The sequence below is a fragment of the Nocardiopsis sp. Huas11 genome, assembly GCF_003634495.1.
Taxonomy (GTDB): Bacteria; Actinomycetota; Actinomycetes; order Streptosporangiales; family Streptosporangiaceae; genus Nocardiopsis.
The window spans coordinates 3,943,030-3,966,487 of record NZ_RBKY01000001.1 but is presented as its reverse complement, the minus strand read 5'-3'; the positions used below and the strand labels follow the sequence as shown (position 1 = coordinate 3,966,487).

20 protein-coding genes are annotated in these 23,458 nt (G+C 71.2%); 3 read left to right on the top strand and 17 right to left on the bottom strand.

The annotated features are described in order from the left end of the window. Nucleotides 1–86 precede the first annotated feature (86 nt). The 4 genes from DFP74_RS18085 to DFP74_RS18070 form a co-directional block, all read right to left on the bottom strand. Nucleotides 87–917, bottom strand: coding sequence for a TIGR03943 family putative permease subunit (locus tag DFP74_RS18085; protein ID WP_121183037.1), 831 nt, complete (start codon nucleotides 915–917; stop codon nucleotides 87–89). Continuing rightward, nucleotides 914–1,987, bottom strand: a complete 1,074-nt coding sequence (locus DFP74_RS18080; RefSeq protein WP_121183035.1) for a permease — start codon at nucleotides 1,985–1,987, stop codon at nucleotides 914–916. The genes DFP74_RS18085 and DFP74_RS18080 overlap by 4 nt, the downstream gene beginning before the upstream one ends. Before the next feature lie 102 nt (nucleotides 1,988–2,089). Beyond that, a complete protein-coding gene (locus tag DFP74_RS18075; protein WP_121183033.1) occupies nucleotides 2,090–2,812 on the bottom strand; it encodes a DUF6518 family protein in 723 nt (240 codons plus the stop codon). A gap of 126 nt (nucleotides 2,813–2,938) precedes the next feature. Next, complete coding sequence (locus tag DFP74_RS18070; protein ID WP_121183031.1) at nucleotides 2,939–4,501, bottom strand: sodium:alanine symporter family protein; 1,563 nt, start codon at nucleotides 4,499–4,501, stop codon at nucleotides 2,939–2,941. Between the two features lie 249 nt (nucleotides 4,502–4,750). On the opposite strand from DFP74_RS18070, the gene DFP74_RS18065 reads away from it, so the two are divergent. Further along, nucleotides 4,751–6,106, top strand: coding sequence for an MFS transporter (locus DFP74_RS18065; RefSeq protein ID WP_158613014.1), 1,356 nt, complete (start codon nucleotides 4,751–4,753; stop codon nucleotides 6,104–6,106). Nucleotides 6,107–6,200: 94 nt separating this feature from the next. Here DFP74_RS18065 and DFP74_RS18060 read toward each other — a convergent pair whose 3' ends face one another. The 8 genes from DFP74_RS18060 to DFP74_RS18030 form a co-directional block, all read right to left on the bottom strand. After that, complete coding sequence (locus DFP74_RS18060; RefSeq protein WP_121183029.1) at nucleotides 6,201–7,757, bottom strand: DEAD/DEAH box helicase; 1,557 nt, start codon at nucleotides 7,755–7,757, stop codon at nucleotides 6,201–6,203. 356 nt (nucleotides 7,758–8,113) lie between these two features. Further along, nucleotides 8,114–8,953: an enoyl-CoA hydratase/isomerase family protein gene (locus DFP74_RS18055; RefSeq protein ID WP_121183027.1), complete on the bottom strand. Its 840-nt coding sequence runs from the start codon at nucleotides 8,951–8,953 to the stop codon at nucleotides 8,114–8,116. Nucleotides 8,954–9,217: 264 nt separating this feature from the next. Then, nucleotides 9,218–9,355, bottom strand: coding sequence for a hypothetical protein (locus DFP74_RS33555; RefSeq protein WP_158612951.1), 138 nt, complete (start codon nucleotides 9,353–9,355; stop codon nucleotides 9,218–9,220). Nucleotides 9,356–9,413: 58 nt separating this feature from the next. Further along, the gene (locus DFP74_RS18050; RefSeq protein ID WP_233570757.1) at nucleotides 9,414–10,637 is read right to left on the bottom strand and encodes an IS701 family transposase; all 1,224 of its coding nucleotides are present in this window, start codon (nucleotides 10,635–10,637) and stop codon (nucleotides 9,414–9,416) included. A gap of 78 nt (nucleotides 10,638–10,715) precedes the next feature. Continuing rightward, on the bottom strand, nucleotides 10,716–10,922 hold the full coding sequence (locus tag DFP74_RS18045; RefSeq protein WP_121183025.1) for a helix-turn-helix domain-containing protein: 207 nt from the start codon (nucleotides 10,920–10,922) through the stop codon (nucleotides 10,716–10,718). A gap of 198 nt (nucleotides 10,923–11,120) precedes the next feature. Beyond that, a complete protein-coding gene (locus DFP74_RS18040; protein WP_121183023.1) occupies nucleotides 11,121–12,719 on the bottom strand; it encodes an ABC-F family ATP-binding cassette domain-containing protein in 1,599 nt (532 codons plus the stop codon). A gap of 254 nt (nucleotides 12,720–12,973) precedes the next feature. Next, nucleotides 12,974–14,296: an AI-2E family transporter gene (locus DFP74_RS18035; protein ID WP_121183021.1), complete on the bottom strand. Its 1,323-nt coding sequence runs from the start codon at nucleotides 14,294–14,296 to the stop codon at nucleotides 12,974–12,976. 124 nt (nucleotides 14,297–14,420) lie between these two features. After that, complete coding sequence (locus DFP74_RS18030; protein WP_121183019.1) at nucleotides 14,421–14,828, bottom strand: YccF domain-containing protein; 408 nt, start codon at nucleotides 14,826–14,828, stop codon at nucleotides 14,421–14,423. A gap of 792 nt (nucleotides 14,829–15,620) precedes the next feature. On the opposite strand from DFP74_RS18030, the gene DFP74_RS18025 reads away from it, so the two are divergent. Next, nucleotides 15,621–15,920, top strand: a complete 300-nt coding sequence (locus DFP74_RS18025) for a WhiB family transcriptional regulator (RefSeq protein WP_017588640.1) — start codon at nucleotides 15,621–15,623, stop codon at nucleotides 15,918–15,920. Between the two features lie 119 nt (nucleotides 15,921–16,039). Here the strand turns inward: DFP74_RS18025 and DFP74_RS18020 are convergent, their stop codons facing one another. Both DFP74_RS18020 and DFP74_RS18015 read right to left on the bottom strand, forming a co-directional pair. Next, the gene (locus DFP74_RS18020) at nucleotides 16,040–17,359 is read right to left on the bottom strand and encodes a phosphoribosyltransferase family protein (RefSeq protein WP_121183017.1); all 1,320 of its coding nucleotides are present in this window, start codon (nucleotides 17,357–17,359) and stop codon (nucleotides 16,040–16,042) included. A gap of 140 nt (nucleotides 17,360–17,499) precedes the next feature. After that, nucleotides 17,500–18,060: a GNAT family N-acetyltransferase gene (locus DFP74_RS18015; protein WP_121183015.1), complete on the bottom strand. Its 561-nt coding sequence runs from the start codon at nucleotides 18,058–18,060 to the stop codon at nucleotides 17,500–17,502. Nucleotides 18,061–18,434: 374 nt separating this feature from the next. Here DFP74_RS18015 and DFP74_RS18005 point away from each other — a divergent pair, with 374 nt between their 5' ends. Beyond that, nucleotides 18,435–19,634, top strand: coding sequence for an MFS transporter (locus DFP74_RS18005; protein ID WP_121183011.1), 1,200 nt, complete (start codon nucleotides 18,435–18,437; stop codon nucleotides 19,632–19,634). Nucleotides 19,635–19,734: 100 nt separating this feature from the next. Here DFP74_RS18005 and DFP74_RS18000 read toward each other — a convergent pair whose 3' ends face one another. The 3 genes from DFP74_RS18000 to DFP74_RS17990 all read right to left on the bottom strand — a co-directional run bounded on the left by DFP74_RS18000 (nucleotide 19,735) and on the right by DFP74_RS17990 (nucleotide 23,412). Beyond that, nucleotides 19,735–20,550, bottom strand: a complete 816-nt coding sequence (locus DFP74_RS18000; protein ID WP_121183009.1) for a hypothetical protein — start codon at nucleotides 20,548–20,550, stop codon at nucleotides 19,735–19,737. A 29-nt stretch (nucleotides 20,551–20,579) separates the two neighbouring features. Beyond that, nucleotides 20,580–22,022 (bottom strand): hypothetical protein, encoded by a 1,443-nt coding sequence (locus DFP74_RS17995; RefSeq protein WP_121183007.1) that lies wholly within the window; start codon nucleotides 22,020–22,022, stop codon nucleotides 20,580–20,582. A 379-nt stretch (nucleotides 22,023–22,401) separates the two neighbouring features. Continuing rightward, entirely contained in the window at nucleotides 22,402–23,412 is a 1,011-nt protein-coding gene (locus DFP74_RS17990) for a YihY/virulence factor BrkB family protein (protein ID WP_121183005.1), read from the bottom strand. Nucleotides 23,413–23,458 lie beyond the last annotated feature (46 nt).

Below are 23,458 nucleotides of genomic sequence, written 5' to 3'. Positions count from 1 at the left end.
GCGCACGGTGTGGCGGTCAGGAGCCCGTGCGCACCGGGTCGGGGCACGGTCTCCCCGCAGGGCGGTGGCGGGCGCCGGGCCGGTGCCTACTCGTAGGGGTCCGGCGGGTTCTCGACGGCCGCGCGCTCGATGACGTCCACCTCGTGCTGGGTCACCTCGTCCAACGGGCCCTGGGGCTCGACCCAGGTGCCCCGGACCGTCCACCAGCTGTCCGCCTCCGGGATGTCCCCGTCGTCGATGAACACCTTGTTCACCACGGCGTCCGCGGCGCAGCACGCCATCTGCAGGCGGGCCAGGTACCAGCCCTCGCCCTCGGGGTCGGGCACCGCGAAACCGGTCAACTCGACCTCGCGGCCGGCCAGGGCACGGTCCTCGTCGATCCAGGCGCGCATGATGAACGCCTGGATGTCCATCGCCACGACCTCGCCCGGCCCCGCCTCCTCCAGGCCGTCGTCGAAGCGTCCGGCCCGGGCGCTGTCACGGGGCGGTGCGGCCGACTCCGCGCTGGTCTCCACCGTGTAGGCGCCCAGCGCGGGCGGCGCGACGACGAAGACCGCCAGGACCGGGAGCAGCAGCATCCACGCGATGCCCGGGGCGCGCGAGTGGTCGTGCCCGTGGCCGCCGCCGTGGCCGTACTGTTCGGCCACCGCCGCGGCGTCGTCCGCTCGCGGCTCGGCCGCCGCGGCCGTGCGCGCGCCCCGGGGCTCCGCCTCGGCCTGGTCGACCTCCTCGCCCTCGCCCCGCAGTTCGGCGGCCACGACGAGCACTCCGAGCACGACCATGACCACGCCCGCGCCGATGAGGAACGGCCCGAAGGCCGGCTTGACCCAGTTCAGGTACAGGTCCGTGGGGATCGTGCTGGTCAGCGCCGCGGCACCGAGCAGAACGAGGGTCAGACCCTGGCCGATGCGGTTCAAAACAGAATCCCTCCGAACAGGAACGTGCTGAGCAGCCCGACCACCACGCACAGCGGGGCGAAGCGGACCGCGAAGCGCCAGCCGAACATGCCCGCCTGCATCGCGATGAGCTTGAGGTCCACCATGGGGCCGATGACCATGAACGCGAGCTTGGCCGTGGGCGAGAAGTCGGTGAGGCTGACCGCGACGAAGGCGTCGGCCTCGGAGCAGATGGACAACAGGATGGCGAGCAGGGCCAGGACGAGGACGGAGACGATCGGCATCCCGGCCACCGTCACCAGCCACTCCCGCGGCACCATGACGTTGAGGCTGGCGGCGGCGAGTCCGCCGACCACCAGGTAGCCGCCCGCGTGCATCATGTCGTGCACCATCGAGTCGCGGAAGACCACCCACTTGGACGTTCCGGGCGCGTGTTCGCTCGCGGGCAGGCGCAGCCAGTCGGCGCGGCCGAAGCGGACCCAGATCCAGCCGACGACCACCGAGGCCAGCAGCGAGGCGCCGAAGCGGCCGAAGACCATCTCGGGCTGGCCGGCGAAGGCCACGGCGGTGGCGATCATGACGACCGGGTTGATGGCGGGCGCCGCCAGCAGGAAGGTGAGCGCCGCCCCGGGCGCGACCCCCCGTCTCATCAGGCTGCCCGCGATGGGCACCGAGGCGCACTCGCAGCCGGGCAGCACCGCTCCGGAGAGCCCGGCCACGGGCACGGCCCGGTTCGCCTTGTCGGGGAAGAAGCGCTGGTAGACCGATGTGGGGACGAACGCGGTCAACGCGGCCGAGAGCGCGACGCCGAACACCAGGAACGGCAGGGCCTGGAAGCTGATCGCGGTGAAGATCGTCGCCCAGGCCAGGAAGGCGTCGCTGGTGAGGGAATCGGACCACCAGGCGTGGGCCAGGGCCATCGCCGTGATGAACAGGGCGAAGAGCCAGACCGTGCCGGTCCTGCGCGAACTGCGCCGGCGCCCCCAGTCGGAGGGCGGCAGGTCGTCGTCGCGGTTCCAGCCCTCGGCGAGGGAGTCGCCGAGTGACGCCTGTGTCGTCGGGTCGGCACCTGGCGTAGTCCGGTCAGGCACGTGGGTACTCCGAGATGTGGGGTGGGATCTCCACGCATGGTAGCCGAAACCGTTTTCGTCCGGAGCCCGACGACCGACTCCTGTGGACGAACACGGTCCGACTCAGCCGAGGTAGCCCATACCGGCCATGAACATCGTCGTGTCCACCGTCCACACACCCGCGTACCAGACCAGACCCACCGGCACCATGGCGGCGAGTGCGCGCGGCCGGTCCCCCGGCTCGCGGGCCACCACCAGGACGAGCACCACGCCCACCAGCACCGCGAAGGCGGCGCCGGCGTACATCGGGACCGGGGACATGGGCGGGGGCGCCTCCGGCGACGTGATCCGGAAGTGCGCCCGGTCCAGGACCGGGAGCAGGGCGTCGGCGAGGAAGACGCCGCCCAGGAGGCCGAGGCCCACGAGGCGGCGCGAGCGCAGCGCGTGGCGGATCCACGTCCCCGCGCCGGTCAGCAGCGGGCCGGCCACGCACGCGGCCAGCAGCCACAGCCAGGCCGGGACCAGCCGGCCGACGGGGTCGAGCAGGGCGGCGGGCCCGCCGGTGAGGGCCGCCGCCACGGCGTAGTAGCACACCACGGCGCTGAGCAGCGCCAGGGCGCCCGCGACGAGCACCTGCCAGGGGGGCAGTCGCGTACCCGCCCACAGGCCGACCAGGATCACGACGGCGCACCAGCCGGCGGACGCGTCGGTGAACAGCGAACCGATCCACCAGGGCAGCAGTCCCGCCCCGAGGAGGGTCAGGGCGCCCAGGACGGGCCCGGCCAGGGACGCGAGGAGGAAGACGACGGGCGAGGGGCGGTCCCGGGAGGGTCGGGCCTTCGGCATACAGGGGATATCGTGCCCGGCCGCGGCGGCGGTTCCCACGGGGACCGGGCCGGCGCGTGGCAGCACGGCCGTCCACCGGATCCGGTGGACGGTCGTGCGGTGCTCGTGCGGTGCTCAGCCCGGTGCTCAGCGCTGCCCGGCGCCGCCGTCGCCGAAGCCGTCGTCCTCGGAGCCGTCCTCGCCCCCTCGGGAGCGCGGGGCGGCGTCCGCCGGGTCGGCCGGGGCACTGCCCTGGCTGCGGTCCACGTCCTCGGGCAGGGCCCCGGTGGCCTCGCCCCAGCACTCGACGTTGCGCAGGTCGGGCATCTTGGACAGGGTGAACTGGGGGTCGAGCCCGTTGCGGTACTGGCGGCTGTAGTCGGCCAGCAGGCGGAAGGCCACTGCCGACAGCGGGGCGATCGCCAGCAGGTTGATCGTGGCCATCACGCCCATCGCCACGTCCGCCAGGTTCCAGACCACCGTCAGCGGCGCGATGCTGCCGATGAACACCGACAGCAGGACGGCCCAGCGGAAGTAGGTCATGAAGCGGGCGTCTGCGGCGAGGAACATCAGGTTGGACTCGCCGTAGTAGTAGTTGCCCAGGACCGACGTGAAGGCGAGCAGGAACAGGATCACGGTCAGCGCGTGGATCGACCAGTCGCCCAGGCTCGTCTGCAGCGCGTTCTGCGTGACCTCCACGCCGCCGCCGGTCTCGTACTCGGGCTCGCCGACCAGGACGATGAACGCCGTCACCGAGCACACCAGGAGGGTGTCGAAGTACACGCCCAGGCACTGGACCAGCCCCTGTTTGGCCGGGTGCGAGACCGAGGCGGTGGCGCCGGCGTTGGGCGCCGACCCCAGCCCGGCCTCGTTGGAGAACATCCCGCGGCGCATGCCCTGCACGATGGCCACGCCCACACCGCCGGAGACGAACTCCCGGACTCCGAAGGCCGAGGCGAAGATGTCGCCGATGACACGGGGCACCTCGGTGATGTTGAGGACCACCACCGCCAGGCCGAGCAGGATGTAGGCCACGGCCATCAGCGGCACGAGCGTCTGGGCCACGTGGGCGATGCGCCGGACACCGCCGAAGATCACCAGCGCCACCAGCGCGGTCAGCACGACCCCGACCGCCGTCGCCAGGAGGAGCCCGCCGCCGAGGCCGAGCGCGCCGGCGGACGTGCCCACCGCCCCGGAGATGCTGTTGGCCTGGACGGAGTTGAACACCAGGGAGAACGTCACGGTGATGACGACGGCGAACAGGACGCCCATCCACCGCTGGCCCAGCCCGTGGAGCATGTAGTAGGCGGGGCCGCCGCGAAAGCCCGTCGCGGTCCGCACCTTGTACAGCTGCGCCAGGGTGGACTCGACGAAGGCCGCCGACCCCAGCACCGTCGCCATCAGCCACATCCAGAAGATCGCCCCCGGGCCGCCGAGGACGATCGCGGTGGCCACGCCCACGATGTTCCCGGTGCCCACCCGGGAGGCGGCCGAGATCGCGAAGGCCTGGAACGAGGAGATCTCCCGCTTGCCGTCGGGCGCCACACCCGGCGCTCCGCGGATGACGCGGAACATCTCCGGCAGCAGCCGGAGCTGCACCACGCCCGACCTGACCGTGAAGTACACGGCCAGGATGATCAGGAGCGGGATGAGGAAATAGCTCCAGAAGAAGTCGTTCACGGCGACGATGGCGTCGTTGAGGACGTTCACGCGTTCCCCTTCAAGGCGACGAGGTCACCCCTGCGCTGGTGAGGGGCCGTCTCGTCACTGTCCACGCCGCCTCGGCAGGCGCGCGGCCCGGACACGCGAAAACGCGGTAAAGGGCGGTAAAGGACGTTTCGCGCGGATGGTGTGCGGGGGGCGCGCCGCCGGTCATGCGAGCGGCACACATGTCGGCGGGGCGCCGTGTGGGAACCTCCACCATGGCCGACCGGGTGTGATCTGCCTAACGTTCGGCTCATGGAACCGAACACCTCCCCCGCCCCCGTCCCCGAACAGCCGCGGACACCGTTCTTGCGCGTGGTGACCGCCAGTCTGATCGGCACGACGATCGAGTGGTACGACTTCTTCCTCTACGGCGCCGCCGCGGCGCTCGTGTTCAACCACGTCTTCTTCCCGGAGTCCGACCCCCTGGTCGGCACGATGCTGGCGTTCACGACCTACTCCGTCGGGTTCGTGGCCAGGCCCCTGGGCGGCCTGGTCTTCGGCCACTACGGCGACCGCATCGGGCGCAAACGGCTGCTCGTCATCAGCCTGCTGCTGATGGGCGGTGCGACGTTCGCGATCGGTCTGCTGCCCACCTACGCGGCGGTGGGCGTGGCCGCGCCGCTGCTGCTGACGCTCCTGCGCGTGGTCCAGGGCTTCGCGCTGGGCGGCGAGTGGGGCGGCGCCGTCCTTCTGGTCTCGGAGCACGGCCAGGCGCGCCACCGCGGGTTCTGGGCCTCCTGGCCGCAGGCCGGGGCACCCGGCGGCAACCTGCTGGCCACCGCCGTCCTGGCGGTGCTCGCCGTTGTGATGACCGACGCGGCCTTCCTCGACTGGGGCTGGCGGATCCCGTTCCTGCTCTCGGGCGTCCTGGTGCTGGTGGGGCTGTGGATCCGCCTCGCCGTGACCGAGTCCCCGGTGTTCCGCCAGGCGCGGGAGCGGGCGGAGCAGTCCGCGCGGCCCGAGCGCGCGCCCATCATCGGCGTGCTGAGGGACCACTGGCGCGAGGCGCTGATCGCCATGGGAGTGCGCATGGCGGAGAACGTCTCCTACTACATCGTCACCGCGTTCATCTTGGTCTACGCCACCCAGCAGGCGGGCCTGCCCAACGGCCAGGTCCTCAACGCGGTCCTGGTCGCCTCGGCGGTGCACCTGGTGACCATCCCCGCCTGGGGCGCGCTCTCGGACCGGCTCGGCCGGCGCCCGGTGACCGCGATCGGCGCGGTGGGCGTGGCCGTGTGGGGCTTCGCCTTCTTCCCGCTCATCGACATCGGCGCCTTCTGGTCGGTGACGCTCGCGGCCACCGTGGGCCTGATCCTGCACGGCGCCATGTACGGCCCGCAGGCGGCCTTCTTCTCCGAGCTGTTCAGCACGCGGGTGCGCTACTCCGGCGCGTCCGTGGGCTACCAGCTGGCGTCGATCGTGGCGGGCGGACTGGCGCCCCTGATCGCGACCGCGCTGCTGGCCTCGTTCGGCACGGCGACGCCGGTCGCGCTCTACATGGCCGGAATGGCGGTGCTGACCCTGATCGCGGTGGCGCTCGCCAGGGAGACGCGGGGCCGGGATCTGAGCGAGGTCTCCGCCGTCGCCGACGGGACCGTCCGAGAGTAGTCAACGACCCCGGTAACAAGCACTCGGGCCCGGCGAGGAATCGCCGGGCCCGAGTGTGTTGCTGCGGTGGGCGGCCTGGGCCGCCCGGGGTGGATCAGCGCTGCGGGGCCGAGTCGAATCGGCTGCCGCCACGGTAACCGCTGCCGCCGCCGCGGTTGTCACCGCCGCGGTAGCCACCGCCACCGCCGCCACCGCGGTAGCCGCCGCCACCACCGGCGCCGCGACGCTCGCCGCGGTAGCCGCCTTCGCTGCGGAAACCGCCCTCACGGCGCTCGCCGCCGCCTTCGCCGCGCTCACCGCGGTAGCCGCCGCCCTCACCGCGGTCGGTGCGGGGACGGTCGCCGCGGTAGCCACCGCGGAATCCGCCGCCGCCACCGCTGCCACCGCGGTAGCCGCCGCCACCGCTGCCGCCGCGGTAACCGCCGCTTCGGCGGGGGCCGCCGCGGCCGCGGCGCTCGCGCACCGGCTCCGGCGGCTCGATCCACGGCTCCCAGGACGGCTCCTTGGCTCCGGTCACCTCGGAGAGGAGCTCGTCACCGGGGTTGACGAGGTGCTGCTTGGCGTCGACACCGGCGTCGCTGAGCAGACGGCGGGCCATCCGGCGCTGGTTGGGCGCCACCAGGGACACGACCGTGCCCGCGGAGCCGGCGCGCGCGGTACGGCCGCCGCGGTGCAGGTAGTCCTTGTGTCCGGTCGGCAGATCGATGTTGACCACCAGGTCGATGCCGTCGACGTGGATGCCGCGAGCGGCGACGTCGGTGGCGACCAGGGCCTGGATCTTGCCTTCCTTGAACTTGGCCAGGGTGCGCGTACGCACGCTCTGCGTCTTGCCGCCGTGCAGCGAGGCACAGGGCACGCCCGCCTGGATCAGCTGCTCGCTGATCGTGTCGGCGCGGTACTTGCTGCGCACGAACAGGATGGTGCGGCCCTCGCGCGCGGCGATCAGGGTCACGATCTTGTTCTTGTCGCGGGGCAGCACCTTGAGCAGGTGGTGCTCCATGGCGGTGACCTGCGAGACCGGCGGGTCCACGGAGTGGGTCTGCGGGTCGTTCATGTACCGGCGCACCAGCTTGTCGACGTCGCCGTCGAGGGTGGCCGAGAACAGCAGGGTCTGACCGCCGGGCGTCACCTGGTCGAGGAGCTCGCTGACCTGCGGCATGAAGCCCATGTCGCACATCTGGTCGGCTTCGTCCAGGATCGAGATCTCCACGTCGCCCAGGTCGCAGGCGCCCTGCTCGATCAGGTCGGTGAGACGGCCCGGGGTGGCGACGAGGACGTCGACACCGCGGCGCAGCTCGTTGATCTGACGGGTGTAGGAGCTTCCTCCGACGACGTCGCCGACGCGGACGCCGAGGACGCGGGAGTACAGTCGCAGGGCGTCGCGCACCTGGTGCGCGAGCTCGCGGGTGGGAACCAGGATCAGTGCCCGGGGGCGGTTCGCCGAGGCGCGGCGCTCAGCGCAACGCATCAGGACCGGCAAACCGAAGGCCAGGGTCTTGCCCGATCCGGTACGGCCGCAGCCGAGGACGTCGCGGCCCTCGATGGCGTCCGGGATCGTGGCTGCCTGGATCGGGAACGGGGTGGTCACACCGTTCTTCGCCAACTCCTCGACGATGTCCTGGGGAAGCCCGAGGCTGTCGAAAGCAGGCATTACGGCAGTGTCCGTCAAGTGACGTGTACCTTCCTCATCGTTTGGCGGCGTTTCGAGGAAGGCTCCACACGGTCACGGAGGACCCAGCGAAGAAATCACACAAACGCGCCTGATCACACGCGGATGCGGCCCCTACGTAAGTGGGGCTCCTGCACTTCTTGGGTTCAGAAGTGGCGTCGACGGGGTCGACACGTTCTCCGCGTCTTGTGCGGCCCGGCGCGCTCGGATGCGCGCGGCATTCATCGACCGCTTGGTGAAGCGTACTAGAGATCGCTCCGGATCGGGGACGGGATGGGTGATTTTCCCCGGTGATACGGGTCTCCCCCAGCCCCGTCCCACAGGCGTCGCGGCGCCGGTCAGCCCTGGCCGGAGGCCATACCGGCGGCCAGCGCGGTGAGCCTGCCGACCTGGGCACGGCGCTCAGCGGCGGCCTGCTCCTCGAGCGTGTTGTCCGGCGCCTGGCGGAGCAGGGCCTTGGTCGCGGTGGCGGCCTCGCGGTCGGTGGCGAGCACGGCGGCGATCGCGTCGTCGACGGCTCCGGGGAGCTCGTCGGCGGGGACCACGAGCTCGGCCAGTCCGAGGTCGCGGGCCTCCCGCGCGTCCACCCGGCGGGCGGTCAGGCAGATCTCGACGGCGCGGTGGACGCCGACGATGTCCACCAGGGGCTTGGTCCCGGTGAGGTCGGGGACCAGGCCGAGCGCGGGCTCCTTCATGCAGAACTTGGCGTCGTCGGCCAGGATCCGCAGGTCACAGGAGAGCGCGAGCTGGAAGCCGGCGCCGATGGCGTGTCCGCGCACGGCGGCGATCGTCACCAGGTCGGGGCGGCGCAACCAGAGGAAGCCCTCCTGGAGCTCGGCGATGTGGCTCTCCAGGTCGGCCGCGTCGGCCGAGCCGTCGGCGAGGCCGGCGACGATCGAGCGCTCGCCGTCGACGCCCTCGGGCGTGAACATGTTGAGGTCGATCCCGGCGGAGAAGATGTCACCCTCACCGGAGATCACGACGATTCGGACATCGGCGGGCAGGGTCTGGCCGATATGGGCCAGCGTCGTCCACGTCCGCCCGGTCATCGCGTTGCGGCGCTCGGGGCGGCTGATGGTGATCCGGGCGACCTGCCCCTCGACCGCGAGCCTGAGCCCGGCGCGGGTGAGTTCGTCCTCGGTGGGCGGCGTGCCGGACGCGTTCGACGCCTGTGCCATGTCATCCTCCGTCGTGTTCGGTGTCACCCCTGAGATTACTCATCGGTAACCCAGGTGGCCCACCCGAGGCCACGACAGGGCCGGGCGCCAGGGCGTGTATGACGGATGCCGCCCGTCGCGAGCGGCGTTCCAGTGGTGGCCTCGCAAGGCCGAAGAAGGAAGCATCCTGGTGTGGCTGTTGACTGATGAGAACGCAGTGAGGGTGCCGCTGGGGCGTCGCGCAGCAGGGTGAGTGTCCGCCATACACGCCCTAGTACTACATAGCTAGATCTGGATGACTTGCAGGCGCAGGCGCCGCTTGAAGTGGTGCCTGCGCGCTGCGGCCTGGTGGCCGCGCCGATGAGCGGACCAGTAGAGCCCCAGCTCAACGGCCTCCTCATCCTTGCCGATCAGGTTGAACAACCGGCGGATCTCCCCGATGGTCAAGCCGATCAGCCCCCGCCCGGACCGTCGGCGCCTGCTATCGGCCCTCTGGGGCGGTTTCTGTCCTGGTGTCCGGTGTGTCCCCGGGGTCGCCGCTGGTTGTCCACAGACCCCGGGCCCCCTTTTTAGACCCGTGGCGCACCACAGCTAGAAAGGCCAGAGCGAGCATCGCCAGGGTGATATGCCGGTACCAGGCCGGATAGATCCGGAACTGGTACTGGTCCAGCCCGGCCTGCTGCTTGGCGGCCTCGAAGCACTCCTCGATCGGCCACCGCGAGCCGATCACCCGGACCAACTCGCACACATCCTCCCCGCGCGGGTTGTAACAGTGGAAATACGCCAACTCGCCACTGTCGGTGCTGCGGCGGAACACGTACTGGTGCCCCGCAGTCCCGGACTCGGCCAGCGCCCAGTCATAGACCCGGAAGCCCTTCGCGCCGATCCCGCACGAGCGCCTGTGCCACTCGCCCGGCCCGATCGCGTGGGCGAGGAGTTCGACGGTGTCCTTCGAATACCTGCTCGTGGAGAACGAGACGCGGTCGGTGTTCTTCGGTACCGCCATGCAATAGGCGATGCCCTGTTCTTCCAGGAAGGCGCGCAGGCCCGGGCTCTGGCCGAACTCCTCGTCCGCGGCCACCCAGGCGAAGGGCACACCGGCTGCCACGGTCCGGGCGATCATGGCCTGGACCTGCTGCGGGCGGGTGGAGAAGACCAGGTCCTCGGGCACCCGCGCCTGGGCCCGGCGCTGGGGGTCATCGCACCAGGACGCGGCGGGCATATAGAGTTCCCGGTCGATCAGGACCCGGTCGCCGGTGGTGTTGGCATAGGCGAGGAACGTGCCGATCTGGCAGTTGTCGACCCGGCCCAGCGTGCCGGAGTACTGCCGTTGCACGCCCGCTGACTTGGTGCCCTTCTTCGCGAATCCGGTCGGGTCGGCGATCAGCACGGCCCGCTCGTCGGCGAAGTGCTCCATGGCGTAATCGCGCACATCATCGCGTAGTTCGTCGGCATCCCACGCGGTCAGGTTGATGAACCGCTGGATCGCGGTGGGGCGCTTCTCTCCGGTGAACTCCGAGATCGTCCAGGAGTTCTTCCGCTCGAGGGGGGCGAGCAGTCCCCGCAGGTACTGCCGGAAGTGCTCGCGCGGCTCGGGCCGCACCCACCGGCTTTCGAAACGGGCGCACAACTCCTCGAACTGCGATTTCCACGCGTGCAGATCTGCGGCTGTCACCGCGTCCACGGACTCCTCAGGCTGGGGCATGCGCATACCGTCACACAGCCCCAGCCCGCACCGGCAGAGAAACCAGAAGATCGTTACTGAAGATCTAGCTATGTAGTACTAGGCCTTGCGCGTGTCACCGCCGCGTCCGCGCAGTTCCGCACCCGCCTCGCTGAGCAGGCGGTGGACGAAGCCGTAGGAGCGGCCGGTGGCGTGGGCCAGCACGCGAATGCTCTCGCCCGCGTCGTAGCGGCGCTTGAGCTGGGCCGCGAGCTCGGCCCGGTCCTCCCCCGACAGCCGGATCCCCTTCTTCGCTCCGTTGGTCACTGGGCCCTCCTCGCCTTCGGTCCGCCGAAACAGTCACATGATCCGGCATCGGACCCGCCGTCCGCCACATCCGACGGGCACGGCACACCGGCGGCCGCCCCGAAACCGGTTTCGGAAGGGCACAAACCTCGTCCGTAAAAGAAGGGGAGTGGACCTCCCGGCGATCCGGGCGTCCACTCCCCCTGCGGTTCCCGCGGGTCAGGCCAGCGCGATGAGGTCCTCGAACTCGGCGTTCCACACGTCCTCGACGCCGTCGGGCAACATGATGACCCGCTCCGGCTGGAGCGCGTTGACCGCGCCCTCGTCGTGTGTCACCAGCACGATCGCGCCCTTGTAGTTGCGCAGTGCCGCCAGGATCTCCTCGCGGCTGGCCGGGTCCAGGTTGTTCGTGGGCTCGTCCAGCAGCAGCACGTTCGCGCTGGAGACGACCAGGGTGGCCAGGGCCAGCCGGGTCTTCTCCCCACCGGAGAGCACCCCGGCCGGCTTCTCCACGTCGTCGCCGGTGAACAGGAACGAGCCGAGCGTGCGGCGCGCCTCGACCTCGGGCAGGTCCGGCGCGGCGCTCATCATGTTCTCCAGGACCGTGCGCGACACGTCCAGCGTCTCGTGCTCCTGGGCGTAGTAGCCGAGCTTGAGCCCGTGCCCGGGCACCACGCGGCCGGTGTCGGGCTTCTCCACGTCGCCGAGCAGCCGCAGGAGCGTGGTCTTGCCCGCGCCGTTGAGGCCGAGGATGACCACGCGGCTGCCCCGGTCGATGGCCAGGTCCACCCCGGCGAAGATCTCCAGGGAGCCGTAGGACTTCGACAGCCCCTCCGCCATCAGCGGGGTGCGCCCGCTCGGCGCCGGGTCGGGGAAGCGCAGCTTGGCGACCTTGTCGGACTTGCGCACGCCCTGCACGCCGTCCAGCAGCTTGTCGGCGCGGTTGAGCATCTGCTGCGCGGCCCGCGCCTTGGAGGCCTTGGCGCGGAACTTGTCCGCCTGCTTGCGCAGGGTGTCGGCCTGCTTCTCCGCGTTGGCGAGCTCGCGGCGGCGGCGCCGCTCGTCGGCCTCGCGCTGGGTCAGGTACTGCTTCCAACCCATGTTGTAGATGTCGATGGCGCTGCGGTTGGCGTCGAGGTAGAACACCTTGTTGACCACGTGCTCGACCAGTTCCACGTCGTGGCTGATCACGATGAGCCCGCCCTGGTGCGACTTGAGGAAGTCGCGGAGCCAGACGATGGAGTCGGCGTCCAGGTGGTTGGTCGGTTCGTCCAGCAGCAGCGTGTCGGCGCCGCTGAAGAGGATGCGCGCCAGCTCGATCCGGCGGCGCTGGCCACCGGAGAGGGTGCTCAGCGGCTGGGAGAGCACGTTGTCCGGCAACCCGAGACTGGAGGCGATGGCCGCGGCCTCGGACTCGGCGGCGTAGCCGCCCAGCACGTGCAGCCGCTCCTCCCAGCGCGCGTAGGCGCGCACACCCCTGTTGCGGGTCTTCTCGTGGTCGCTGGCCATCTTCTTCTCGGCCTCGCGCAGCCCGTTCAGGGCCTCGTCGATCCCGCGCGCCGAGAGCACCCGGTCCTTGGCGATGACGTCGAGGTCACCGGTGCGCGGGTCCTGCGGCAGATAGCCGATGGTGCCCGAGGAGGTGACGGTGCCGTCGGTGGGCACGCCCTCACCGGCCAGCACCTTGGTCATCGTGGTCTTACCCGCTCCGTTGCGGCCGACCAGGCCGATCCGGTCACCGGCGGCGACCCGGAAGGATGTCGGCTCCAGCAGGAGCCGAGGTCCCACGCGCAGTTCGAGGTCGGTGGCGATCAGCATGACAGGGGCTTCCTAGAGGTGGTGAGCGGTGTGGTCGCGGCGACGGCGCCCGGACGCGGACGAGCGGAAGGTCCGGTGGGAGCGGGAGGGGTGTCGGGCGGTCGACCGACCCAGCCTAACGCCACGGGGCGCGGTCGGGCCAAGCGAAATCCGGCCGAGCGGCGACGGCCGTCGAGCGCCCCGGCAGAGCGCGGCGCCCGCCTCCCGGCTCAACGGAAGGCGGGCGCCGGTGATTCCCGAGCGTGTCGAGGGACTCAGTCGCCGTCGGTCGGGCTCTCCTCGTCGGTGCGGCGCGGGCCGGGTGGCGCCTCGGCCTTCTCCTGCGGCTCCTTGGCGCCCGGAGCGTGCTCCTCGGGGTGCGCGGGCGGCCGGTTGCGCAGCAGCGCGGCCAGCACCGCCGCGATGGGGGTGGCCAGGAACAGGCCGGGGACGCTGCCGACGATACCGCCGACGGTCAGGGCGATCAGGACGACCGCCGAGGGCAGTTCGAGGGCCTGGCCGTAGATGCGCGGCGCGAAGACGTTGCTCTCCAACTGCTGGACGATCACGACGACGGCCACGACGATGAGGGCCACGCCCCAGCCCTCGGTCACGAACGCGACCAGGGCGGCCAGCAGACCGGTGAGGAACGCGCCGATGATCGGCAGGAAGGCACCGACGAAGGTGAGCACGATCAGCGGGATCGCCAGGTTGGTGTCGATGAGGAGCACCAGGGCGATGCCGATGCCCACGGCGTCGAAGAGGCCCACCATGGCCACGCCGCGCACGTAGCGGCCCATCACGCCGTAGGAGACCTGCCCGGCGTGGAGCAGGCCCGGGCGCGACCGCGGCGGGAGGAGCGTCGCGATCCAGTCCATCAGCTTGTCGCCCGAGTGCACGAAGTACACGGTGAGGACGATGATGAGGACGATGCCGAGCAGCACGCGGAACACCGCGGTCGTCGCGGTCCACGCGCCGCCCAGGAGCTGGTCGGTGTTCTCCGTGATCAGGCCCTGGGCCTGGGCCCAGGCGCTGTTGATGGCCTCGGTGATCAGGGCGGGGTCGAGCCCGAAGGGCACGTCCAGGTTCTGCAGCTCGACGACCGCGTCGGTGACGCTGTCCACCAGGGGGCCGAAACCGCTGACGGCCGGCCCGACGATCATCGTGATGACCCCGCTGAAGACCAGCAGGCCGAAGAGGACGGTGATCGCCGTCGACGGCCCTCGGCCGAGCCCGTTCCGGGTGACCGTGTTGGGCCGGCGCAGCCAGTTGGCCAACGGCATCAGCAGCGCGGTGAGGAACACCGCGATGATGACCGGCAGGGTGACCACCGAGAGGTAGGTCAGCGCGTAGATCAGCAGTCCGGCCACCACACCGATGACCAGCATCCGCCAGGCGACGTCGCTGATGCTGCGCAGCAGGTCGCCGGCGCCCACGTCGTCGCGCTCCTCGGTGTGCCCCTCGGCGGGCTGCGCCGCGGGGCTCGCGTAGTCCTCCGCCAGTTCCCCGGCCCGTGCCTTGAGGCGCTCGGCTCGGGCTCTGCGGGCGGCGATCCACTTGTTCAGGAGCGCCCAAACTCCCGGCCGCTGGGCTTGCACATGGACTCCATTCTCTGGGGTGGCACGAGGGACCGTCGGGTCGCGACGGGTGTGGCGACCACCGGGTAGGGAGATTCCCGAACGTTACACCTGGTTCTCCCGTCGCGGCGGAGGACTCGGTCCCTCAGAACTGCCACGGCTCGCGCTGGTGTCCGGTGTGCACGATCTCGTTGCCGAAGGGCGCCAGGGCGACGGGGATCATCTTCAGCGACGCCCAGGCCATGGGGATGCCGATGATGGTGACCGCCAGGCCGATGGCGGTGGCGATGTGGCCGAGGGTCAGCCACCACCCGGCGACGATCAGCCAGATGACGTTGAGGACCGTGCTGCCGCCGCCGGCGCCCGGTTTGCGGGCCATGTCCCGGCCGAAGGGCCAGAGCGCGTAGCTCGCCATACGGAAGGAGGCGATACCGAAAGGAATGGTGACGATGAGGATGCAGCAGATGATTCCGGCGAAGACATAGCCGACCGCCAACCAGAATCCGGCGACGATCAGCCAGATGATGTTGAGGACGAGCCGCAGGAGGGCCACGGTGATTCGACTCCTTGTTCCGATGCGGGGGTACGGCCGTTGACGGGCCGCACTCGTGTTCTACCGTCTGTGACGCCCGTGCACCACGACCTGTTGCGTCCGACGACCCTGGTCGTTCCCCTAGGGGCAGTGTCGTGCCTGTCCACGCGAGGATCGGCACCCGCGCGAGCACGGCTACGACGGTTTCGGGCGCGGCGTGTCGGGAAGGGGTGGGAGACGTTCCGGGTCGCATCGGGACGCTCCGGACACCGCGGGGCACCGCCGGCGCACAGCGCGGCCGCTGCGCAGGGTGAGGACATACGGTCGCACCCAATCTCGGAACTCTGAGTAGACCGCAATGTGACCCGGACATCAGGGGAACCCCCTAGGCAGGAGGGTCTGCGCACCATACGATGTGCTGTGTCCTTCACAAGGCACCAGATCTTGGGATTTGCGACAAACTCGGGCAAACGACCGAAGACCAGTCAGTGGACATCAGGTTTCGGTAACGGTTGGGCGAGTAATTTTCCTACCCCCCGTGCATGATCGGGAGTAGGGATGGCATGATTACGTACCGGCTCGGACGGAGGCCGTCACCGCCTCCGCCGCCGTTCGTGTGAGAGCACTCCGATACAAGCGGTCAGCGCCGCCGCGGGGTCTCGTGCTTCTCGTGGTCTCAGCCACACCGGGGAACATCGCCACCACCGCGCGGCGTTTGCGTCGTGCGGAGTGACTCACGCCGCATGACCAACTTTTGGTGACTGCAGCTTTTTCCGACAGCTTACTAGTGATTTCAGTAGAGGTGGTTCAAGCATGTCTCAGGTACGTCGGCAGGCCGCGCTGCGCCCCCGCCCGAGCTGGGGGTGGCAGGATGCCGCCGCGTGCCGGGGCGAGGACCTTGTGCTCTTCTTCGGCCCGGACGGCGAACGCCAGCCGGAGCGGGAGATCCGCGAGCGCAAGGCCAAGGAGATCTGTGCTGCCTGTCCGGTACGCACTGACTGCCTGGACTACGCGATCTCGCGTCCGGAGAAGTACGGCACGTGGGGCGGGCTGAACGAGGACGAGCGCGCTTCGGAGCGTCGTCGCCGTATGCGCCGCGCCAACGCCGCCTGACCGAGCGAGGCTCCCGAGTCCGGCACAACTGATCTCCCCCGGTGGCCCCGGCCCCCTCATGACCCGCGGCGCCCCGACGTTCCACGTCGAGGGCGCCGCGGGTTTTCTCATGCCCGTTCTCAGTCCGTGCGGGGCGCCAGGTGCTGGTCGAACCAGTCGAGTGCCTCCACGGCCATGTGCCGCCAGTCCTGCGCGCCCTGGAGCAGTTGCTCGGCCCCGGACACCACCCGCAGGTCGGTCTGCGCGCTCATCCGCCCGCGCGCCCACTCGTTGAGCTCGCGTACGAAGGAGTCGCGGCTCTCCAGCAGGATCAGCGCCGGCGCGCGCACCTGGGGCAGACTCGCCTCGGCCAGGTCGATCCGGCCGCCGTACACCACGACCGCGCCCAAGTCCTGCGGCCGCTCGGCGGCGGTCACCAGGGCCGCGGGCGCCGCCGCGCCGGCGCCGAACACCCCCAGGGGCTCGGTGGCCGCGTCGGTGGCCCGGCGCATCCAGGTGACCGCGGCGTTGAGCCGCTCGCCCATCGCCCGGGCGTCGTCGCCGTCGGCCTCGGCCTCGGCCTGGTCCTCGGCCGACGCCTCCGTCCAGAGGTCCAGGAGCAGTGTCGCGTAGCCGGCGCGCTGGAAGACCGAGGCGATGGCGCGCCAGCGGGGGTCGGTACGCCCTTCCCCGAAGGCCATCACGACGGCGCCGCGCAGCGCGCTCGGCATCGTCAGGTCACCGTCCAGATAGACCTGCCCCGCCCGGATCCGGACCGCGCGGGCGGTGTTCTCCTCCGGACGCACACGGCCGCGCTCGGCCAGGATCGCCATCACGTCGGCGTCGGAGAGCTGATCGAAGTCCCGGTACCACTCCCCCACCGCGTGGAAGTTGTCGGGCGCGCTGAGCACGACCAGGGCGTCGGCCTCCTCGCGCAGCAGCTCCACCGCCTCCGGAGAGGCGACGGGGACGGCCAGGACCACCTGGGAGGGGCCGGCCTGGCGGACCATGCGCAGCGCGGCCCGCGCCGTGCCGCCGGTGGCGACGCCGTCGTCGACCACCACGCAGTCGCGCCCGGCGATACGCGGCGCCGACCGCTCCCCCCGGTACACGCGGCGGCGACGGTCGAGTTCGGCGCGTTCCTCCTTCACGGTGTCGTCCAGGGCCTGCCGTGGAACGCGCAGCCTGGCCAGGGCCAGGTCGTCGAAGTACACGTGCCCGTCCTCGGAGATCGCGCCGACCCCGGTCTCGGGACGGCCGGGCAGGCCGATCTTGCGGACCACGAGCACGTCGAAGTCGGCGTCCAGCCGCCGGGCGAGCTCCGCGCCGACCGGAACGCCGCCGCGGGGCAGGGCCAGCACGATGGGGTCGTTGACGGCGTAGGCGCGCACGCGCTCGGCGAGGCGGCGGCCCGCCTCGGAGCGGTCGGTGAAGGGCAGCGAAACGGGTACCGGATTCATAGTCCTCCCGGCGCCGCACCCCCTCGGGAGGCCCGGCGCCGCTCCTCTCGGCCGTCGCGGGATGAGCCGTTGGAAAAGTGGTACCGGCATACCCCGGGGCGCGGGCGTTCCAACCCCGGCCGGGGGCAAAAAGGACGCGCTCAGGTCGCCCGGGCGCTGTTCCTGAGGGCCGCCATGAGCAGTGCGTCGTGCCTGCGGCCCTCCCAGAGCAGCGCGTCGCGCATCCGGCCCTCGACCGCGAAGCCGCAGGAACGGTAGACGGCGATGGCACGCATGTTGAAGGCGTAGACGTACAGCCACACCCGGTGCAGGCCGATCTTGTCGAAGGCGTAGTCCAGCACGAGTTCGGTGGCCTCCCGGCCCAGGCCCTGGCCGGCGAACTCGATCGCCGACAGCGCGATGCGGTAGCCGGCGCTCTCGTTCTCCGGCGCCACCGAGTACACCGACAGCTCACCCAGGTAGCGGTGGTCGCCGGGCGAGGTGATGGCCATGTCCATCCGGTCCGTGCGTCCCGACCTGCTCTCACACCATTCCCTGGCCTGCGCGTAGGTCAGGTGCCGATGGGTTCCGGTGAGTCTGCGGATCTCCTCGTCCAGGCTGGCGGCGAAGTAGGCCTCCGTGTGCTCCGAGGCCAGAGGGACCAGGCGGACACTCCTCCCGGAGAGGGTCGGTGTGTCTCGCAACGCGCTCATGTTGATCATGTGTGATCTTCCGGTTCCGTCCGGGGCCGTGGCTGGCACGTCTCCCGGAGTCGGGCGTCGGCGGGCAGGGGCGGAGTGCGCCGTGCGCGGGAGCGGACCGTCGGGGCGCGGGACCAGATCGGGGGGAAGGCCGGGTGCGAAGAGGAGGAGGGCTGCGGAGGCGTCCGTTGAGGGTGGCGGTGGGCGACGGTTGGAAGGGGCTGCGCCGAAGGCGTCCGTTGAGGGTGGCGGTGGGCGACGGGCGGGCGGGCCCTCTATGTAAATCGGCCGCGGCCCCGATGGCAACCCCACCGCACGATGTGGCGATACGAAGTGTCCTCTTCCGAACGGAATGGATAGCATCTGCGCGCACCGACGAGCAGCCTGGAGCCGCATTGAGCAGTACGACCGACGCGACCGCCACACCGCCCCCGGAGGCGCGCAGAGCCAGGGTCGCCGTCTCCACCCTCTTCTTCGTCAACGGGTTCACCTACACGAACGCCGTGCCGTGGCTTCCGGTGATCAAGGCCAACCTGGGCCTGACCAACACCGAGCTGGGCCTGGCGATCGCGGCGATGCCCACGGGAGCCATTCTGACCGGGATGCTGGCGGGCCCGCTGATCCACTGGTTCGGCAGCGGCCGCACCGCGGTGGGAACGAGTCTGCTGTCACTGGGAGCGCTTCCATTCATCGCGCTGGCGCAGAACTGGTGGATGCTGGCGGCCGCCCTGTTCGTGCTGGGCAGCGCCGACGCCTGGACCGACTCCGCGCAGAACTCGCACGGCCTGCGGGTGCAGCGGCGCTACGGGCGCACCATCATCAACACGTTCCACGCCGTGTGGAGCCTGGCCGCGGTCACCGGCGGCCTCCTGGGCGCGGCGATGGCCGGGGCCGGTGTGCCGATCCTGTGGCACCTGGGCGGGGTCGCCCTCGTGCTGTTGGGCGTCAACCTCGCCATCAGCCGGATGCTGCTGCCCGGCCCGGAGAACAGTGAGCGCGAGGACGGCACCAACGGCCAGGACGGGCAGCGGCAGCGGATGCCGGTGCGCGGGGTGGTTTTGCTGCTCATGCTCGCGGTCCTGCTGATGTTCGCCGGCGGGATCGAGGACTCCGCGGCCTCCTGGGGCGCGGTGTACATGACCACCGAACTCGACGCGTCGCTGTTCATGGCCGCGATGCCGTTCGTGGCCTGCCAGGCGATGATGACCGTGGGCCGACTCCTCGGCGACCGGGTGACCGACCGGTTCGGCGCGGCCGCGGTGGGGCGCGCCTGCGGCCTGCTGGCGGCGGGCGGTATGGCCTTCGCCCTGTTGCTCCCGCACCCGGTGACGACGGTGATCGGGTTCGGCGTGATGGGTCTGGGCGTGTCCACCCTGTTCCCGCTTACCCTGGCGGCCGCCGGGAACATCCCGGGGGTCCGCACCGGCGACGGGGTGACCATCGTCGGGTGGCTCGGCCGTGCCGGGTTCCTGGCCTTCCCACCGCTGGTGGGCTTGATCGCCGACACGCTGTCCCTGGGCGCCGCGCTGTGGGTGATCTCGGCCGGCGGTGTCGCGGCCTTCCTGCTGGCCTCGGCCCTGCGCCCGAGGGAGTGAGCGGGTTCCCGGCCCGCTGACACGACGAGGGCCCCGGCCGTGGAAGTTCCACGGCCGGGGCCCTCAGGCGTTCACGACCCGGGGGCCGTGCACGCGTGTACTAGGCCACCGGGGACTCGCGGCGGGCGCCGGCCCACAGGGCCAGCACGCCGATCCCGGTCACGACCGCTCCCCCGAGGACGAAGCCCTCAAGGTCGACGCCGGTCGTGGGCAGGGGGCCGTTGTCGTCACCACTGGACGTGGTGACCGATCCCGTGTCGGCGCCGGAGTTGCTCGGCGCCGAGCTCTCCGGGGCACCGGTGCCCGGAGCCGAGAGGCCAGGAGCCTGGCTCTCGTCACCCGAGTTGCCGCCGGTCCCGGGGTTGCCCCCGTCACCGCCGGTACCACCGTCGCCACCAGTGCCGCCGTCGCCGCCGGTACCACCGTCACCGCCGCCGTCACCGCCGCCGGGGTTACCACCGTCGCCGCCGCCGTCACCGCCGCCGGGGTTACCGCCGTCGCCGCCGCCGTCACCGGGGTTGCCCCCGTCACCGCCGCCGTCGCCATCGCCATCGCCGTCACCGTCGCCCGGCGGGTCGACCGGAGGGTCGACGGGCGGGTCGACCGGACCGGGCGAACCGCCATCGTCGCCGTCACCCGGAGGGTCGACCGGAGGGTCGACAGGCGAGTCAACGGGCGGGTCGACCGGAGGCTCCGGGGAGGTACCTTCGTCGCCACCCGGGGTATCGAACGTCACGATGTCGGAGACGGTCTCTAGAGCACCGTCGACGACCGGACCCACAGGCAGTCCCTGAGTCTCCTCAGGCGCTTCGGGGGTGGCCTCTGCACCGGTGTCCGCGAACACCGGGCCGACCGAGAATCCCGCCATGAACAGCGCGGAGGCCGTCACGGTGAGAACTCGCTTCTTGGGGGTCATCCCACTCCTTTCTTCTTTCATGGGGATTTCTACTGAGAGGGGATGGCATAGAGGTGGTCGTCGTGGACCACGATGGCGTTCTCGCCCAGGAGCCCTTCGGGCTGCGCGGCGCCCTCGGGCACGTCGCTGGGCATGCCCGAGGCGCTCACGGCGACCGGAGCGCCGTCGAGCTGCCCGAAGACCTGGTCTCCGACGGCGATCTCGGGAACGAAGCCGGAGACCACCGCGGCCTCGCCGGACTCCGGGTCCATGACCACGGGACCGTAGGCGACCACGCGGGTCCCGATCGGCCCGGAGCGGTGGCGCACGTCCTCCAGGTCCGCGGGGTCGATGTCGGCGCCGCCGACCACGCTGCCGTCCTCGCGGTCGTGGAAGGCCAGGTGGACCCCCTCCCCTCGGAGGGGCTCCCAGCGCACGATCACGTACTCGCGCAGGGCGGTGACGATCGACTCCATCTCACCGGCGTCCTGCGGGCGGTGGGCGTGGACCTCCTCGCTGCCGCCGTCGGTGTCGACCCATTCCCACGGTCCGTTCACGACCGCGGTGAGGACGCGTTCCCCGTCGGCCACCAGGGGCGCGGAACTGCCCGGGGGCTCGACCTCCACGAGCTCGTCGTCGACGGGCACGAACGCGGTCTCCGCCGTCCGTACGAGCACGGAGTCGCCCACGTACTGGGCGGTGGCGTCCGTGGGCAGGGACACGCTCGTGGGCGCGCCGCCCTCGGTGGGCCAGAACCACAGCGTGTCGGCGGTCTCCAGCACGATCGCGCTCTCGCCGCCGTACTCCACGAAGCGCGGCGGGTCGAGGAACTCTCCGGACTCCACGGGCAGGTCGACGGCCCACCGGCGCTCACCGTCGGCGCCGAACAGGTTGAGGCGGTCGTCGGGGTCGGTGTAGGCGAGCAGCTCGCCGTCGCGGCTCACTCCCGGCCGGGTGTCCGGGGCCAGCGGCTCGTCGAAGACCACGGTGTCGGCGAAGCCGGGGGGCGCGGGGTGGCCGAGCGCGACGCCGCCGTCCTCCTCGGCCTCGGCCGCCGTGGGGGGACCGGACAGGAACCGGGTCGCCACGGCGCCGGCGCCCACGAGGAGCACCAGGGCCAGGACCGCGGCCCCGGCGATGACGAGGGTCCGCCCCCGGGAGGACCTGCTCCCGCCCGCCACCGGCGCGGGCTCGGGGGGCGCGGGCGGCGGGGAGGCGGGCGCCGCCTCGTCCGCCGCACGCACCACACCGTCGGGTGTCGCCAGCAGCAGCCAGTAGCCGTTGGCGTCGCGCGCGTCGACCAGCACCGGCTGCCCGATCCTGGCGGCGTAGCCGGTGGCGACGTCCAGCGCGGCGCGGCGCGTCTCCTTGGGAGCGGCCCCGGTCACGAGCCGGCGCTGCCCCTCGATGAGGATCTCGGCGCTGTGCTCGTCGGGAGCGATGACGATGACGGCAGTGGGCCGGGACTGCCCCGGTCGGGACGCCCGGCTCATGGTGCCTCCGAAGGCATGGGGAACGTGGACCTGTTCGTGTACGTGATGACGGGGGACCTCGGTCAACGGTGGGTCACCGCTGCCCTGGGGGGGTTACCGAGCGGTGGCGCTGGCACACGCGTAGTCAATGCTGCACGAAATGATACTGACTGGCGGCCGTGCCGCCTATTCCGGCCAGGGGCCAGACCGGCCGCCGCGCGTCGGCGACGATGCCGCCGCACCGGGGCCCTCCCTTCTCTGACCTGGTGGTTCGTTCTCACGTCGATGCGTGGTCGCACCGTCCACCGCGACCCGACGTTGAAGTGGACACATTCCGAGCACCCGTGGTTCACGCCGAAAATGGCCGATTCCGGCCAGGACTCCCGCCGGTTCCGCGCCGTCAGCGCCGGTCGTACCCCTCGATCGTGTCGATGACCGCCTGCTCCCGGCGTTCGACGAGGCGGTTGGCCCGCTCGAAGCCGAGGGTGGCGATCTCGGCGCGGGCGGCGGCGGTGCGCGCGGTCGGCCACATGGCGTCGATCTCCGAGTTCAGGCTGGACCCCGCCAGGACGGCGATGGCCATGACGTACAGCCAGGCCAGGATCGCGATGGGCGCGGCCAGCGACCCGTAGATGCTCACCTGGCCGAACGAGGCGTCCAGGTAGGCGCGCAGCGCCACCGATCCCGCGATGAGCACCAGGGTGGCCAGCAGGGCGCCCGGCAGGTGGCGCCACAGGGGGGTGCGCACCGGCACGCTGAGCGCGTAGAGGAAGGTGACGGCGGCCAGGGCCAGGAACACCACGATCGGCCAGTAGAAGACGTTGAGCCGCCCCACGGTCACGGGCAGCATTCGGTGGACGAGGTCGGGGCCGGCCACCAGGATCGGCAGCACCAACAGCGCGAAGAGCAGCGCCCCCAGGTAGCCCACGAAGGCCAGGACGCGCTGGCGCAGCCATCCGCGGAGCTCGTCCAGCCCGTAGGAGATGGTGATGGAGCGGATGAACACGTTCATGGCGCGCGAGCCCGACCACAGCGAGACCAGGAAGGTGACCGACAGCAGGCCGCCCTGGACCCCGCCCAGGAAGTCGTCCACGAGGGGCTCCACGACGGTGCCGACCGTGTCCGGGGTCAGGACCCGGGCCGCCAGGTCCAGGATCCACAGCCGGATCTCCTCGACGAGGTCCTCCCCGAGGACCGTGGCCAGCGGCCCCAGGGCGCCGACCAGGCACAGCAGCAGGGCGGGCAGCGAGATGAGGGAGAAGAAGGCGGACTCGGCGGCCAGGCCGACGACGCGGTCCCTGGCGAAGGCCCGCATGGTCCGCACGACCAGCAGCAGCACGTTGTGCGTGCGGGGATGGCGTTCCAGCCACGCCCCGACGATCCTCCAGAGTCCTTCCCAGAATCCCACCACGGGAGAACGCTATCGGCCCCGCGGCCGGGTCACGCGCGCCGCCGCC